Source organism: Bradyrhizobium sp. CCGB12, assembly GCF_024199845.1.
Lineage (GTDB): Bacteria > Pseudomonadota > Alphaproteobacteria > Rhizobiales > Xanthobacteraceae > Bradyrhizobium.
This window is the reverse complement of record NZ_JANADO010000001.1, coordinates 2,377,801-2,393,221: the sequence shown is the minus strand read 5'-3', so window position 1 is coordinate 2,393,221 and position 15,421 is coordinate 2,377,801. Positions and strand designations below refer to the sequence as shown.

The window sequence follows — 15,421 nt, the reverse complement described above, 5'->3', positions numbered from 1 at the left end:
GTCTGCTCGGGCGGTGAACGCGGCCACCACTTGCCTCGGTTGCCATCGAATATAGACGTAGATGCGCATCCAGGGCGGCCGGGACGAGAGCCTCCTTTCGAACCGCCCAGCAATCTACTATGAATTGGTCAGGTCGGGCTGAGCTCGTCTGTGAGAACTTGACCATCGTTGGGGACCGACTGCGAGCATGCAGCATTCTTTTCCCGAAGCGGTCATTCGGACAGATGCACTAGCTACGGAATCTCCAACAAGCCGCCCCGGACAAGAGACGGCGGATTGGTAGTTTTACATCCAGGCTGCCGTGAGGACGATGCGAGTTGTAAGTGATGGCAGCCGGATCGGCAGATCTTTTACGCGCCTTGGGTGAGCGTTCGCAAAATATGCTCGGTTGCGCGCTACGTCGGGGACACAATCGCGCGGCACAACTGCAACCTGAGCATCGCATGTAAGTTACTGCAGGGTTGCCAATCTACGTATCTTGTGCCATTTTAGCACTCTCAACGTAAGCTTGATATTGTTGCGGCGCGAAGATTTGCGAAACAATATGGGTTGGCCGTCATGGCTTCCATTCAGAACCCGTTTTCGTTGGAGAAACCTCTCAAGCTTTCGATCTGCTTCACTGAGACGTGCAACCTCTCGTGCCGGCATTGCTATGCTGATTGCTCGCCCCAAAAGGCTGTCGCCGAACTGACCGGCGATGACTGGGAGCGCTTTCTTAACGAAATCGCAGAGTTGGGTGTAGTGTTCCTCTATATCGAGGGAGGAGAACCCTTTCACAGGCCCGACTTCCTGCCCTTCCTTACTTTCGCATCGAGTCGTTTCTTTACGGAAGTTCGTACTAACGGGACGCTCATAACCCGCACTCTTTCTAGGGAATTGAGAGAGATCGGCGTTGGTATTGTACTTGTCGATATTCTCAGCCCTCGCGCAGAGGTCCACGACTATTTCACTGGAACGAGTGGAAGCCACGCACTCGCCTGTGAAGCCGTCAAACATCTGCTGGACGCAGGAATTGAGACACAGCTACTTACAATCCTTAATCAAAGAAATGTCAGAGATCTGCAGGACTTTCTTGAGTTAGCCGACAGGCTTGGTGTCAAGACAGTCGCCATTTTGCGGCCTTATCCGCTTGGGCGCTTCAAACATAGCTGGGCGGAATTCGCTCTATCGCTCGACGAGATGCATGCTGCTCTTGATTCACTTCGGTTGCCAAACGGCATGAGACTTATGCAGTCTTGGCATCCAAATAATGGCAATTCGTGCTGGCAGATGGCTGCCGTTAACGCGTTCGGAAATTCAATAGGTTGCGCCTATCTACGAGAATACGTTGATTACGGGAACATAAAAGATGTGCCCTTTATGGAAACGTGGCAACACCCGCTCTATCGTGAGTTGAGATCGGGTCGCGTTACCGACACCTGCCCCACCTGTTCATCGAGCCAAGGCTCCCATGGCGGATGTCGTTCTACCGCGTACGCGTTTCACGGCGCCTGGGACGCGCCGGATCCGTTCGATAAATTGCTTAACAAAGGAGTAGACGTGCGTGTCCTTCCTGAATGGTTGCTACAGGCGCGTCCCAAGCCTCCGGGTACGGCCGGTTGAGGAGATGAGGAGTTGTGTGGTGTTTCGGCCCAATCCGCCGAAGCTGTTCATGCTGAACCTTAACGCTTGGCTGATATTTGAACTCTGCGACGGCTGCACGTCGTACGAAATTGAGCAACGGTACCGACAAAAAGTGGAAGGCCAGATGTCCGAGAGCGAAGCTAGGCGTCATCTGGCCATCGGCCTCAAAAATTTGCACGAACGAGGTCTGATAGAATTAGAGGAGGGACTGAATGAGTAACATTGATCCGACCCAACTTGTTACGAGTCTTATCGCGGGCGAAAGGCTTACCTTCCCAAGCATTAAGCCTATAGAACCAGAGGTGCGAACTGGCGCCTCTTTCCCGTTTTGCGACCTTCTCAAGCATGGCGAGGGTAAGGCTGATATCGAAACGCTCCTTAAAAATAGCGTCCTCCTTGGTGCACTCGTGGTTGAATGGGGTTACAACGTCCCATTCGATCAACACGATGCCTTCAAAAAATGGCTGATCGACAATGAGGTGAAGATTGCGAATGCAGTTCCAGAGGACGTGACCTACCGTGGAACGTACGCAGTTTCAATAAGTAGTGAAAAGCACAGTGGGCGTTATCGCACTATTTGGGGCTTTACTACACTCCACGCTATCGAGACGTTCGGCGATGAGATGCACACTGGATCGGTATTTGCACAACTTGTTGCGGACCTGAATGCCTTCCGTGACCGGGATCGCGGTGCAGAATACAGTGAGCAGTTCTACCAACCGGTGCGTTGCGCTCTGCGATACGGTTGATCCATCGGAAAGCCACGTCACCCTTCGTTGAGTTGCGGGAGATCACCGAGAGGGTTCAGCGTAGCTTCAGCCGGAACGCCGTGCGGCAACTGACCGTGATGTTTCCGCTCGGAGCTGACGCCTGCCCTTTGTGAGCCTACGCCCCGAGCGGCGTATAAATCACCAGCTTCAGCGCCGGATCGTCATTGGCCTGAAAGCTGGTGTGCTCGAACCGGAGCAGGCCCTTGGTCGGATGGTTCATGGTCTTGAGGCCCGAGGCGGTGCTGCGGATCTCATGGGCCTCCCACCATTTGACGAATTCCGGACTGCCCTGGCGCAGCCGCATGAGCAATTCGGCGAAGGCGGGGTCGCCGGCCCAGACGTCGTGCGTGGCGCGAAACATCGCGACCATGCTCTTGGCGACGTCCGCCCAGCCCGCGCCATAGAATTTTCGCGTCTGCTTGTTCGTCAACACCAGGAGCAGCGTATTGCGATCCTGCTCCGGCAGTTGCCCGAAGCCAAAGACCTCCTCGGCCGCCGCGTTCCAAGCCAGCACGTCCCAGCGCCGTCCGGTGACATAGGCGGGCTGCTTCAGGCTCTCGATCATCCGCCGGACGGGCAGCGGCACGATCTCGGGCACGAAGGCGGCCCTCGCGCCGTCGCGTGCCAGCGCCTTCAGATGCGCGTGCTCGGTCTTGCTGAGGCGCAGTGCGCGGGCGAGCGCATCGACGGTGGTGACCGAGGGGCTGACGGTGCGGCCCTGTTCGAGGCGGATGTACCAGTCGACGCCGATGCCGGCGAGCTGCGCGACCTCCTCACGCCGCAGCCCCGCGGTGCGCCGCCGGCGGCCAGCCGGAAGCCCGACCGTCTTCGGTGACAGCTTTTCGCGGCGGGACCTCAGGAAATCGCCGAATTCGACGCGGCGTGGGTCGGCCATTGATGTCGCTCCCGCGATGGAGGGCTCTTGGAATACTAGGATAATACCAGGCCTTCTTGTCCTCTCCAAGCCGGCGCATATGCGCTTCACCCCACTTTGAGGTGAACATCATGAAAGCTGCCGTGCTCAAATCCCTGGGATCGCCGCTGGTGATCGAGAATGCCCCCGAACCGGTGCTCGGGACCGGCGAGGTCATTGTCGACGTCGTCGCGACGCGCGTCCTGTCCTACATGAACGAGGTCTTCAGCGGAGAGCGCAACTATGCGCTAGACCTGCCGATCATCCCGGGCCCCGGCGGCATTGGCCGCGTGCGCGCGATCGGCCCGGACGCAACCAAGCTTGCCATCGGCGACTGGGTGTTCTGCGACCCGACTGTACGCTCGCGCGACGACGCCGTTGCGCCCGACATCGCCCTGCAAGGACTGACCGCCGCCGGTCCGGGCGGCATGCGCCTGCAACAACACTTCCGCCACGGCTCGTTTGCCGAGCAGATGCGCGTGCCGACCGAGAACGTCAAACGCCTCGGCGCGATCACGCCGGAGGAAGCCACGCAATGGTGCGCGCTGGGCACGCTGCTGGTGCCCTATGGCGGCTTCCTCGCTGCCAACCTGCGGCCAGGCGAGACCGTGCTGGTGAGCGGGGCCACCGGCAATTTCGGCAGCGCCGCCGTCTCGGTTGCGCTCGCGATGGGCGCGGCCTGCGTGGTAACGCCGGGCCGCAACGAAAAAATCCTCGCCGACCTCGTCCGCCGCTTCGGCGCACGGGTGAAGCCGGTCAAGCTCACCGGCGTCGAGGACGACGACCGCGAGAGCATGAAGCGCGCCGCATCAGGACCGATCGATTGCGTGTTCGACATCATGCCGCCCTTGGTGAGCACCACCGTCGTGCGCGCCGCGATCATGACCGTGCGTCCCTATGGCCGCGTCGTGTTGATGGGCGGCGTCGGCATGGCGGGCGGCGCAGGGCTCGACCTGCCCTACCCCTGGATCATGCGCAACTGCATCAGCATCCACGGCGTCTGGATGTATCCGCCGGATGCGGCCAGTCGCCTGATCGCGCTTGTGCGCGCCGGGCTGCTGCGGCTGGAGGACTACGAGCCGACGGCGTTCGACCTCGACCATGCCAACGCGGCGGTGGAGCACGCTGCGGCCAATGGCGGGCCATTCAAATTGACCGTGATCCGGCCGTAACGGCCCGTGCGCGCCGGCGATGCGTCGGCGCAGCGGGTTTGCTGGACATATCAATCAGTTGGAACGCGTCACCCCGATCGTGGCCGGCAGCCGCCGGCTACTGTGCATGGGGTTGTTTTCGCATTTTTTGTTATTCGAGCTCGACCACCTGGCCGTTCGACAGCGACACGCGCCGGTCCATGCGGCCGGCGAGCTCCATATTGTGGGTCGCGATCAGCATGGAAACCTTGGTTGCCTTGACCAGCTGCATCAGGGCCTGGAAGACGTGATCGGCCGTGTGCGGATCGAGGTTGCCGGTCGGCTCGTCCGCGAACAGCACGCGCGGCGCGTTGGCGACCGCACGTGCGATCGCGACGCGCTGCTGCTCGCCGCCGGACAGCTCGGCCGGGCGATGGGTGATGCGGTCGCCGAGGCCGAGATAGCCCAGGATCTCCTTGGCGCGCTTGACGCTCTCGGATTTCTTCAGGCCGCGGATCATCTGCGGCATCATGACGTTCTCCAGCGCCGAGAACTCCGGCAGCAGCCGGTGCGACTGGTAGACGAAGCCGATATCGGTGCGGCGCAGCTGCGTGCGCTCGATGTCGGGCAGTTGCGAGGTCGGCGCGCCGTTGACGTAGACCTCGCCGGAATCGGGCGCTTCCAACAGCCCCGCGATGTGCAGCAGCGTCGATTTGCCCGAGCCCGACGGCGCCACCAGCGCGACCGACTGTCCGGCCCACAGCGCCAGGTTGGCGTTGTCGAGGATTGTCAGCGGCACCTCGCCCTGCAGGTACTGCCGCTTTATCTCGTGGAGATAAATGACCGGTACATCTTCCGCCCCCTGCTGCTGCTCCATCAGCCCCTCACTCGTACCGCAGCGCTTCGACGGGATCGAGGCGCGCGGCGCGCCAGGACGGATAGAGTGTCGCCAGGAACGACAGCGTCAGCGCCATGATGACGACGGCCGTGGTCTCGCCGACGTCGATCTCGGCGGGCAGCTTCGACAGGAAGTAGAGCTCCGGCGAGAACAGCTCGGTGCTGGTGAGCCAGGACAAGAATTGCCTGATCGATTCGATGTTGAGGCAGATCACGAGGCCGACGAAGAAGCCGACCAGCGTGCCGACCACGCCGATCGAGGCGCCCGTGATCAGGAAGATGCGCATGATCGAGCCTTGCGAGGCCCCCATCGTGCGCAGGATCGCGATGTCGCTGCCCTTGTCTTTCACCAGCATGATCAGGCCGGAAACGATGTTGAGCGCGGCGACCAGCACGATCATGGTCAGGATCAGGAACATCACGTTGCGCTCGACCTGGAGCGCGTTGAAGAAGGTCGAGTTGCGCTGCCGCCAGTCGACCAGGAACACCGGGCGCCCTGCGGCTTCCGTCACCGCCTTGCGGAAGGCGTCGATCTTGTCGGGATTGGTGGTGAACACCTCGATCGAGGTGACGTCGTTGCTGCGGTTGAAATAGGCCTGCGCCTCCGCCAGCGGCATGAACACGAAGCCGAGATCGTATTCGGACATGCCGATCTCGAACACGGCGACGATCTTGTACGGCTTGATGCGCGGGGTCGTGCCCATCGGGGTGACCGCGCCCTTCGGCGCCACCAGCGTCACGCTGTCGCCGGCGTGCAGCGACAGCTGGTCGGCGAGCCGCCGGCCGATCGCGACGCCCTGCCCGTCGTCAAAGCCCTCGAGCGAACCCTGCTTGATGTTCTTGGCGATCGAGGTGAGGTTGTTGAGGTCGTCGGAGCGGATGCCGCGCACCAGCACGCCCGAGGCGTTCCACGGCGAGGACGCCAGCGCCTGGCCGTCGACCACGGGCGCAGCCAGCCGGATGCCCTGGACCTGGCTGATGCGGTCGGCGACGTCTTTCCAGTCGGTCAGCGGCGATTCCAGCGGCTGGACCAGGATGTGGCCGTTCAGCCCCAGGATCTTGTCGAGCAATTCCTTGCGGAAGCCGTTCATGACGGCCATCACGATGATCAGCGTCGCCACGCCCAGCATGATGCCGAGAAACGAGAACCCGGCGATGACCGAGATGAATCCCTCCTTGCGCCGCGCGCGCAAATAGCGCGCCGACAGCATCCACTCGAATGGCGCAAAAGGCGCAGTCTGCACGGTTTCGGTCATGGTCTCATCCATCGCTCGATAATCCCATGATTCGGGGTCAATTGTGGCCGGATTGGCGGCCGCGATATCGCGCGATGAACAATATTCAGCCGACCAGCCGGGCGACCGCGTCGGCAGGCGACATGGTCTCGCGCGCGCCGTCGCTGCGCCGTTTGATCTCGACCTTGCCGTCGGCAAGCCCCTTCGGCCCGATCATGATCTGCCAGGGGATGCCGATCAGGTCGGCGGCGGCGAATTTGGCGCCGGCGCGCTGGTCGGTGTCGTCATAGAGCACGTCGACGCCCTTGGCCGAGAGCTCCGCATAGAGCTTCTCGCAGGCCGCATCGACCGCGGCATCGCCCTGCTTGAGGTTGAGCACCACGGCGCGGAACGGCGCCACGGCTTCCGGCCATTTGATGCCGGCATCGTCGTGGCAGGCCTCGATGATGGCGCCAAGCAGGCGCGAGACGCCGACGCCGTAGGAGCCGCCGTGGATCGGCACATCGACGCCGTCGGGCCCGGCGACCAGCGCCTTCATCGGCTCCGAATACTTCGTGCCGAAATAGAAGATCTGACCGACCTCGATGCCGCGGGTGTTGACGCGCTTGTCCGCCGGCACTTCCCGCTCGAAGCGCGCGGCGTCATGAACGTCTTCCGTTGCCGCATAGACCGACGTCCATTGCTTGATGATCGGCGTCAGGTCGCCCTCATAATCGACGTCCTCGCCCGGCACCGGCAGGTCCAGCACGTCGCGATTGATGAACACGCCGGATTCGCCGGTTTCGGCGAGCACGATGAACTCGTGGCTGAGATCGCCGCCGATCGGCCCGGTCTCGGCGCGCATCGGGATCGCCTTCAGCCCCATCCGCGCAAAGGTCCGCAAATATGCGACGAACATCTTGTTGTAGGCGACCCGCGCTGCCGCCTCGTTGAGGTCGAACGAATAGGCGTCCTTCATCAGGAACTCGCGGCCGCGCATCACGCCGAAGCGCGGACGCTGCTCGTCGCGGAATTTCCATTGAATATGATAGAGGTTGAGCGGCAGGTTCTTGTACGACTTCACATAGGCGCGGAAGATCTCGGTGATCATTTCCTCGTTGGTCGGCCCGTACAGCAGCTCGCGCTTGTGGCGGTCGGCAATGCGCAGCATCTCCGGGCCATAGGCATCGTAGCGGCCGCTCTCGCGCCAGAGATCGGCGAGCTGGAGCGTCGGCATCAAGACCTCGATCGCGCCGGACCGGTCCTGCTCCTCGCGCACGATCTGCTCGATTTTCTTGAGCACGCGGAAGCCGAGCGGCAGCCAGGCATAGATGCCCGCGGCCTCCTGCCGGATCATGCCGGCGCGCAGCATGAGCCGATGCGAGACGATCTCCGCCTCTTTCGGATTTTCCTTCAGGATGGGCAGAAAGAACCGCGACAACCGCATGGCAATACTCGAGGAATCAGTGATGGCCTGCAGTGAAAGCGGATTGGGAGCGAAAACACAAGACCGGGAATGAGGAAAAGCCGCTAACGCGGCGAAATTCCTTGTCATTTTTCCGTCGACTTCAGGTTCAGCTTGAGCCGCACCGGCGCCCCTTATTCCGGCGCCACCTCAAGCTCGTCCTCAAGTGTCACCTTCTCGAAATCGGTGACCAGCGCATCGATACGGACATGCCAGCGACCGGCAAAGGGCAGCTCGACCTTGCGTACATGCCAATAGCCATCCGGTCCGAGCGAGGCGCTCCGCTCCATCGGCTCGATACCCCGCTCCGGCAGGCTCAGGGTGAGCGTGACCTCCTTGGCCGCCAGCGGCGTCGCATCCCCGGTCATGAGCTGGAGCACGAAATCGTCGAGGCCAGCCTTGCCCGGCGAGACAAGCACCTGGAACATGGCCTTGTCGCTGTGAATATGAATCGCCAAGGGCGCCTCCGGAACGATGGTCCGCGGCGGCGGCGTGAAGCGCCAGCCGGAGACGACGACGAGGATCGCGAGTGCGATCGCACCTTCCAGCAGGATCGAGCGCTTGAGCGCGGGTCCCTTCTCGTCCCTCGCCAGCGCTGGTGTCAGCCAGAACCGATTGAGCGCGGCAAGCGCCAGCAATCCTGTGACCAATGCAAGCTTGATCGAGAGGATGAGCCCGTAGCGGGTCTCAATCAGCGCTACCGGCTTTTCGAGCTGAACGATCGCGAGTGCGAGGCCGGTCAAGGCCAGCACGCCGACCGCGAGCGCAGCGATGCGGGAAAAGCGGTTCACGACCGGGAGCGTCGCAATCGTCGGCTTCGACACGAGCGCGACGAGCGGCGCGAGAGCGCCGATCCAGATGGTGACGCCGAGACCGTGGAGAAAGATCGCCGGCCGGGTCAACGCCTCCGGCGGGGCCGTTGCAGCGTGCCCGATCATGGCGAGCGACAGACCGACGCTTATGAACGCGACAACGGCAAGAGCGCGCGCATACCACACGCTCCGTAGCGCCATCAGTGCAAACAGCATCGCAGCGATGGCAACCAGCAGCGCGGGGCCGGCGCTGGTCGCGAACGCAACCTTCCAGGGAGGAGCTGTCGCGAGAGCCGATGGTGGCAGGCCGAGGAGATCGAGGCCCAATGCGCCAAGGGATGCCGCGGCGCTCGGAATACCGATGGCGAGCGCCACGCGCGGAACGGTCATACCGGTCGTCGACCATGCAACCCAGCGCGCAAAGAACACGCCGCCAACGCCGACGAAGAGTCCGAGATAGAGACCGACACGCGCCAGCCAGATCAGTGTAGTCAATCCGCGATCGACGTTTGCGGGAGGTTGCGTCCCCGTTGGCATGCCGATCGAGAAGATCATCGATCCCGCGACGGGATGGCCGTCCTGCGAGATCACGCGATAGCTGACGACCGCTGTGCCCTGCGGCAGGTCCGGCGGCATCGCGACCGAGATGGCCTCTCCGGACGCGTCGACGCGCAAATCGTCCCGTGTCGTGCCCGCGCCATCGATCAACCGGATCGCCCCCGGCGTCACGGCCTCGTTGAACCGCAGCACCACTGCCTTCGGCGCGCTCGCAAGCATGCTGCCGCTCGTCGGCTCGACCGCGACGAGTGCCGCATGAGCTAACGCGCCGGTCGCGAAGCCGACAACGAAGAGCAGCGTCGCGAGCGCGGCGAAGATGCGCATCAAGGCTTTGGCAGGAGCTTCACGCCCGGCGCCGGCGACTTGCCCTCATGCGAGGGCCCGGCCCCCTCTGCCGGGATTTCGATCCAGCGGCTGACACCGGTCTCGCATTCCTGGACGACCGGGAAGTACAGCATCGTGTTCGGCTTCAGGCTACTCGTGAGGAAGCTGCTGATGACGAACTCATCGTAGTTGTGGTCCGGCAGCTTGCCGCCGGACCACGCCACCTCCTTGACGCCGGAAGAGAGCTTGTTGCCGTGATAGTCGTACTCCGCAGCATACTTGCCCTCGACGACATCGACGTTCCAGCCCGCTTTCGGCATCGGCTTGACCGCAATCACCCCTTCCGGGATCTGCACGCGGATCTTCACCGTGGGCGAGCCCGCGCAGCCGTGCGGCACGGTGAACACCGCCTTGTACGACGTGCCGACCGTGGCTTGCTTGGTCTCGAGCGACACATGCGCCGCCGCCGGCGAGGCGGCGAACGCAGCAATCAGGATCAACAGGGGTCGCTTCGACATGTTCAGTCCCTTCGACATCGTCATTTGATCAGGATGGGAGATTCAATGCTGACATGATTGGCCTCGGAGATCGCAATTCCAAGGCCCAGCATCCAGCGTCCGGGCGTCAATTGCGCGACCTTCACGTGCCAGCTGTCCTCGCCGTCGCGCGAGGCCTCGACCGGCGCGAGCTTTCTGCCGGTCTGTGTGTCAACGAGCGTCACCGACACGGCTTTGGCCGCGAGCGGCGTCTCGTCAATCGTTTCGAGCTGGATCGCGATCTCGACCGGGCCGGCGCGCCCCGGCGAGACCGTGACATTGGCCATCGCCTTCTCGGTATGCAGGTGGGTGAAGAAGCTGTCGTCGTCGCTCGCCGCCGCAAGGGGTGTGGCGGCAACCGACAGCAATGCAGCCATCGCGCGCGCAAGGCCCGTGAAGTTTCGACGCGAGATCATGGGAGACTTGATCTGCTTCATCACATCTTCATTCCCGAATGATCAGGCATTTTCTTCATCATGTGCCCGCCGTCAGCCGGCGCCCGCGCGCCGACGCCCTGGATGTCGAGAGACACGGCAACCTTGCCGGCCTTCTCGAACTGAAGCGTCACCGGTACCTTGTCACCTTGCTTGAACGGGCCCTTCAGCTCCTGAAGCATCAAATGATTGCCGCCGGGCGCTAGCTTCACCGTCTTGCCGGGATCGATTGTCAGTCCCTTGTCGAGCGGCCGCATCTTCATCACGCCGTTGTCCATCGCCATCTCGTGAACTTCGGCCTTCCCCGCGATGTCGGCGGAAACGCTGACCAGCCTGTCCGCCGCCGTGCCCTTGTTCTCGATGGTGAGATAACCGCCCGCGACCTTGGCACCACCAGGCGTCGCCCGGCTCCAGGCCTGCGAGATCACGAGATCGCCGGCCTTGACGTCCTCCGCCGCCGCGGGTGCCGCGCAAAGCGCGAGAGCGAACGCCGCGAACATCACATCTTTCAACATCGTCTTCATATCAGTCTTCCCGTTTGCAGATAGATTTTCAGTGTGCGCCGAGCTGTTGGCCCGACCATTTTTCGAGGTCGGCCATCTCGGCGGAGCCTTCGATCGTCGTGATGGTCCCGTCCCGCGAGATGAGCATTGTCCTGGGAATGTCGCCCTGCCAGGCAGGATCGATCTCGAACCTCAAGCGCTCGACAAAGCCATCGCTGAAGATAAAATTCTCGGTCGACGACAGCCCCGCCTTGTCGAGCATCGATTGCGTGGCCGCCGGCAGGTTCGGGACGAGGTCGGCGCTGATCGTGACCACATCGATCCCGGGATGGTCCTTTGCAAACTGCCCTAGCTCCGGCAGTTCAACCTTGCAGGGCCCGCAGGTCACGCCCCAGAAATGCACGAGCGTCGGACGGCCGGCGTGACCTTTAAGCACGCTTTGCCAGGTGCCGCGTTCGAATGGCTTCAGAGCGGGAGACGCTCCAAGCGCAACCGCCGATGCGATCACGATACCCAGACCCATAAGGCCGGCAAATCGATATCTCATGGTTGATCCTCGATTGCTGTGAGACGATAGCCATCCGCCTTCGTCATCCATGACAGGTAGACCTGCCGGCCATTGGAAACGAGCAAGGGATGGTCTGATGTGTCGGTCGTGCTCGCTATCGTCCTCGGCGGTGACCATGTCTCCCCATCGTCATGCGAGATCGTCATCTGGACCGAGGTCTTCTCACCGTCGAACTCCTTCCAGACCATCACTGTTCCCGCCGGGCCCGCGAGCACGTAGGGTCGCGTCGGATTGCGACCCGGCTGCCCCAGCGGCATAGGCGCAGAGAACGTGCGACCTTCGTCGCGCGAGTGCGCATAGAACAATCCCTTCCGCGCCTTCCCGTTCGTGTACCAGGCGACGTGATAGGTCCCGTTCGGCGCCACCGTGAGGCTCGGTCCGTGGTGCGGGCAGGCATTGATCTGCCAATCGTCATTGCTCACCCGGCGGATTTCACCCGGCGTCGAAATGTCGGTGAAGGTCATCACCGCATGATCACGCACGCCGCCTTCGAAGATGTTTCTGAAGATCACGGCCGGCCGCCCGGGCGCCGCGAATGTCAGCCCCAATCGGCAACATTCGCAGGTGCCTTCGCGCGCCAATCGGGTCTCCGCGTAGGTGGTGCCGCCATCGCTGGACGAGGCAAAGAACAACCCCGCTCCCTCGTACTTCTGCCCCGCTTCCTTCGCAAAAACGCGATTGCGCTTGTCGAGCCACACTGCAAAGACGGTTCCGTCCTGATCGAGCGCCAGCGCTTCGAAACGCTGGCTCTCGTTGCTTGCGGTGATGGGCTTCAGCTCCGCGAAGCTCTTTCCGCCATCGGCCGAACGCGTGTAAAGCACTTGACCATTAAAAGCCTCATCCCTGAAGATCGAAAATGCGACGGCGATGCCGCCCTTGCGATCGACCACGATCTTCGGTCGCGCATCCGGCCCCCAGTCGAGGTTCAGTCGCTTCGTCGTGACCTGGACCGGAGTCGAGAAGTTGCGCCCCGCGTCCTGCGAACTCGCGACGGAAACTTGTCCACCGGCCATCCAGACCAGCCACAGCGTTCCGTCCGGGCCGAATGCAGGCGTCGCCTTGGTTGCACAGCGCAGCGCCGGCTCGTCACAAGCTGCCTCGGACGTATGCTGACCATGCATCTGCGCGAGCGCCGCGCCTTGCAGGAAGGTGAGAGCGACGATCACGAGCAAGCCAATTCGGATCATGGCCCTACTCCCTTCGAGAGCCCGGATCATTTGAACGCCACCTTCATACCCGCAACGAACGTGCGCGGCGAGCCCGCATAGATCGAACCCGTCGTGTTTGCGAGCACGCTCGCAGGATTTTGAAGGCCCGCCGCCGTGACCGAGTTGGCGATGTTGTTGGCCGACGCAATGTAGGTGCGGTCGAACACGTTTCTGACTTCGAGAAACAGATTCAAGGATCTGAAGGTGTCGGACACCAGATCGGTCTTGTAGTGAACGTTCACGTTGATCAGCTCATAGCCGGGCGCCTTCAGCAAGTTTGCATTGTCCATGTAGAAAGAGTCCTTCCACTGGACCTCGACGAAACCTCCGAGGCCAGCCAGCGGCCCGGCGAACTCGTCGTAGCCGATCCGGGCCGTCAACTCGTTGGGCGAGATACCGGGGATCTTGTTGCCGGCCCGGTTGAAGCTGAACACCGCGCCATTGGTGATGTTCTCGACATACTCGGTATATACCTCGTCGAGATAGGTGTAGGCCGCCATGAATCGCCAGCCCGGATAGAACTTCCAGTCGGCCGCGAGCTCGATGCCGCGATGCTCGGAGCGCGGTGCGTTGAACGTGTAGGATATACCGGCGATCGGTGTAGCCTGACTGACGATCTCGTTGCGGAAGAACTCGTAGAAGCCGGTCGCGCTGAGCTTGAGCGTGTTATTCGGCGTCCAATCAAAGCCGAGATCGTAACCCAGATTTTTCTGAGCCTGGAGCTGGGTATTGTTGCCCGACAAGCCCGTCGGAAGAACAAAGAGATTCGAAACCTGCGGGGTGCCGTATCCCGTCGCGACCCTACCCCGGAACAGCCATTCATTGTTAAGCGTGTAGATCAGCGCCAGCTCCGGTGCTGTATTCTGGAACTGCCGGTCCGCGGCCGTCGGCGTTATCGTGGTGATGCCGGTGGGGCCGGCATATGAATAGGCCGTGTTTATCCCCTTCAGCACGGTGGTTTCCCAGCCAACGCCCGCGACTGCCGTCAACGAGGTCGTCAGCTTGAGCTCCTCCCGTGCGCGGACGCCATAGTTGGTCGTTTCGCTATAGAGATTGCTCGAGAGCCTGCCGAGCGTGGCATTCCCGCCCGGCATCACATTCCACGTATCGCTTGAAGCCGTCAGGGTGTTGTAGAAGGCGCCGAAGAACGCAGTCGACTCCAGGCCGAGAATCTCGCCGCGTTTGGTGACGTCGCTCATGAAATTGTACGAGGGAAAATCTCCGATCGCACTGGTCTGGCCGGTCGGCTGGTTGATGTTCCTGTCGTCGAACACGAACTGGTTGCGCCAGGTCGTGGTGTTGTCGAAATCGTGCTCCCATCGGCCGCCGACGATGGTGCGGCGGTCGTTGCGGCCGAGCCCGGCCTGCACGGCCGTCTCCGTGTCGGTTCCGGCAGTTGCGTTGAAGCCGTTGTTGAACAGCCTGACCGTACCGCATCCGGGCGCGGCCGTGGCACCGGTCGCACATCCCTGCTGGAAGGGATTTTGGTCGTACTGGTTCAGCGACTGCCGGATCGGCAACCGCGTGCTGAGGTCATTGTTGATGATCTTGACCGTGAAGCGGTCGTCCGGCGTCGCCCTGAGCGTGCCAAGGAAGTTGACGGTCTGCGTGTTGAACCAGCTATTGCCGATATAGCCGTCACCCCGCACGTCGCTTGCGAACAGCGAGCCCTCGAAATTCCCGACCTTCTTGCCGGCTGCCAGGTAATTGTTGAGATAGCCGTAGCTGCCACCGTCGACGCCATATTCGACGCCGTCGATCGTGCCGCCCGGCCGAGTCCGGAAATTGAGCGCGCCGCCGGTCGCGTAGTTGCCGTAGAGCGCCGACGAGGGGCCGCGGATCACGTCGATCGCACCATAGGCATGAGGATCGATCAGGTCGCTTCGCGACAGGCCGTCCGGCTGCGTCACCGGAAAGCCGTCCTCGAAGATCACGAGATTGCGGATGCCGAAGCCGTTACGGGCATTGGATCCGCGAATCGAGATGCCGAAATCGCGAGGGCCATTGCCCTGCTTGACCGAAATGCCCGGACTGTCGCGCAGGACGTCGCTGACCGAAAACGCCGGGCGGTTGTCGAATTGGCTACGATCGATGGTCGTCGCGGTCTGGCCAGTTGGTGCCTGATTGAGACCATCACGCGCAGCGCTGGCTGTCACCGCCCTGTTTTGGGTCGGCGCGCCGGCACTCGCGTTGGGCGCAACGGGTCTTGCTGCGCGGCCCGCCGAAGCGGCGCGCGGTCGCGATGGCCGGGTTGCCGCCCTGGGACGGGCGGGCTGCGGCGCCTCGACTGTCACCGGGGGAAGCGCCTCCTGGGCAGCCTGCGCGCGCGCGTCTGAGCCGATCGAGGACAGCAGCCCGCAAAGCACGGGCACGCTCGCGCTACCGATCGCACGAATGCGTAACATCTCTTGAATCCTGACATCCGGCACGTCGACCGGTCCATTGAGCACGCCACTGGCGCAGCCA

Annotated in this window: 15 protein-coding genes; 4 read left to right on the top strand and 11 right to left on the bottom strand. The window is 62.3% G+C overall.

Features of this window, described 5'->3' with window-relative positions; all coding sequences use genetic code 11:
* The first annotated feature begins 558 nt into the window (after positions 1-558).
* Genes NLM27_RS11535 through NLM27_RS11525 form a run of 3 tightly spaced genes read left to right on the top strand, consistent with a single transcriptional unit; the run spans position 559 to position 2,372 of the window.
* Positions 559-1,602, top strand: coding sequence for a radical SAM protein (locus NLM27_RS11535; RefSeq protein WP_254143408.1), 1,044 nt, complete (start codon positions 559-561; stop codon positions 1,600-1,602).
* A gap of 4 nt (positions 1,603-1,606) precedes the next feature.
* The gene (locus NLM27_RS43985) at positions 1,607-1,843 is read left to right on the top strand and encodes a PqqD family protein (protein WP_256569955.1); all 237 of its coding nucleotides are present in this window, start codon (positions 1,607-1,609) and stop codon (positions 1,841-1,843) included.
* Entirely contained in the window at positions 1,836-2,372 is a 537-nt protein-coding gene (locus NLM27_RS11525; protein WP_254143407.1) for a hypothetical protein, read from the top strand. Before NLM27_RS43985 ends, NLM27_RS11525 begins: the two co-directional genes overlap by 8 nt.
* Positions 2,373-2,508: 136 nt before the next feature.
* Here the strand turns inward: NLM27_RS11525 and NLM27_RS11520 are convergent, their stop codons facing one another.
* The gene (locus tag NLM27_RS11520; RefSeq protein ID WP_254143406.1) at positions 2,509-3,288 is read right to left on the bottom strand and encodes a helix-turn-helix transcriptional regulator; all 780 of its coding nucleotides are present in this window, start codon (positions 3,286-3,288) and stop codon (positions 2,509-2,511) included.
* 110 nt (positions 3,289-3,398) lie between these two features.
* Between NLM27_RS11520 and NLM27_RS11515 the strand changes: the two genes are divergently transcribed.
* Positions 3,399-4,478 (top strand): zinc-binding alcohol dehydrogenase family protein, encoded by a 1,080-nt coding sequence (locus NLM27_RS11515; RefSeq protein WP_254143405.1) that lies wholly within the window; start codon positions 3,399-3,401, stop codon positions 4,476-4,478.
* Positions 4,479-4,608: 130 nt separating this feature from the next.
* Here the strand turns inward: NLM27_RS11515 and NLM27_RS11510 are convergent, their stop codons facing one another.
* From NLM27_RS11510 to NLM27_RS11465, 10 genes are all read right to left on the bottom strand, one after another.
* A complete protein-coding gene (locus NLM27_RS11510; RefSeq protein ID WP_254143404.1) occupies positions 4,609-5,313 on the bottom strand; it encodes an ABC transporter ATP-binding protein in 705 nt (234 codons plus the stop codon).
* A 7-nt stretch (positions 5,314-5,320) separates the two neighbouring features.
* Positions 5,321-6,601, bottom strand: a complete 1,281-nt coding sequence (locus NLM27_RS11505) for a lipoprotein-releasing ABC transporter permease subunit (protein ID WP_254143403.1) — start codon at positions 6,599-6,601, stop codon at positions 5,321-5,323.
* Between the two features lie 73 nt (positions 6,602-6,674).
* Positions 6,675-7,994 (bottom strand): proline--tRNA ligase, encoded by a 1,320-nt coding sequence (proS, locus tag NLM27_RS11500; RefSeq protein ID WP_254143402.1) that lies wholly within the window; start codon positions 7,992-7,994, stop codon positions 6,675-6,677.
* A gap of 152 nt (positions 7,995-8,146) precedes the next feature.
* Positions 8,147-9,706 (bottom strand): CopD family protein, encoded by a 1,560-nt coding sequence (locus tag NLM27_RS11495; protein WP_254143401.1) that lies wholly within the window; start codon positions 9,704-9,706, stop codon positions 8,147-8,149.
* A complete protein-coding gene (locus NLM27_RS11490; RefSeq protein WP_254143400.1) occupies positions 9,706-10,224 on the bottom strand; it encodes a YcnI family protein in 519 nt (172 codons plus the stop codon). Before NLM27_RS11490 ends, NLM27_RS11495 begins: the two co-directional genes overlap by 1 nt.
* Positions 10,225-10,244: 20 nt before the next feature.
* Complete coding sequence (locus NLM27_RS11485; RefSeq protein WP_254143399.1) at positions 10,245-10,679, bottom strand: hypothetical protein; 435 nt, start codon at positions 10,677-10,679, stop codon at positions 10,245-10,247.
* A complete protein-coding gene (locus tag NLM27_RS11480) occupies positions 10,679-11,200 on the bottom strand; it encodes a copper chaperone PCu(A)C (RefSeq protein WP_254143398.1) in 522 nt (173 codons plus the stop codon). The genes NLM27_RS11485 and NLM27_RS11480 overlap by 1 nt, the downstream gene beginning before the upstream one ends.
* A gap of 28 nt (positions 11,201-11,228) precedes the next feature.
* Complete coding sequence (locus NLM27_RS11475) at positions 11,229-11,726, bottom strand: TlpA disulfide reductase family protein (RefSeq protein WP_254148800.1); 498 nt, start codon at positions 11,724-11,726, stop codon at positions 11,229-11,231.
* A complete protein-coding gene (locus NLM27_RS11470; protein WP_254143397.1) occupies positions 11,723-12,934 on the bottom strand; it encodes a sialidase family protein in 1,212 nt (403 codons plus the stop codon). The genes NLM27_RS11475 and NLM27_RS11470 overlap by 4 nt, the downstream gene beginning before the upstream one ends.
* A 26-nt stretch (positions 12,935-12,960) precedes the next feature.
* Positions 12,961-15,360, bottom strand: a complete 2,400-nt coding sequence (locus NLM27_RS11465) for a TonB-dependent receptor (protein ID WP_254143396.1) — start codon at positions 15,358-15,360, stop codon at positions 12,961-12,963.
* Positions 15,361-15,421: the final 61 nt, after the last annotated feature.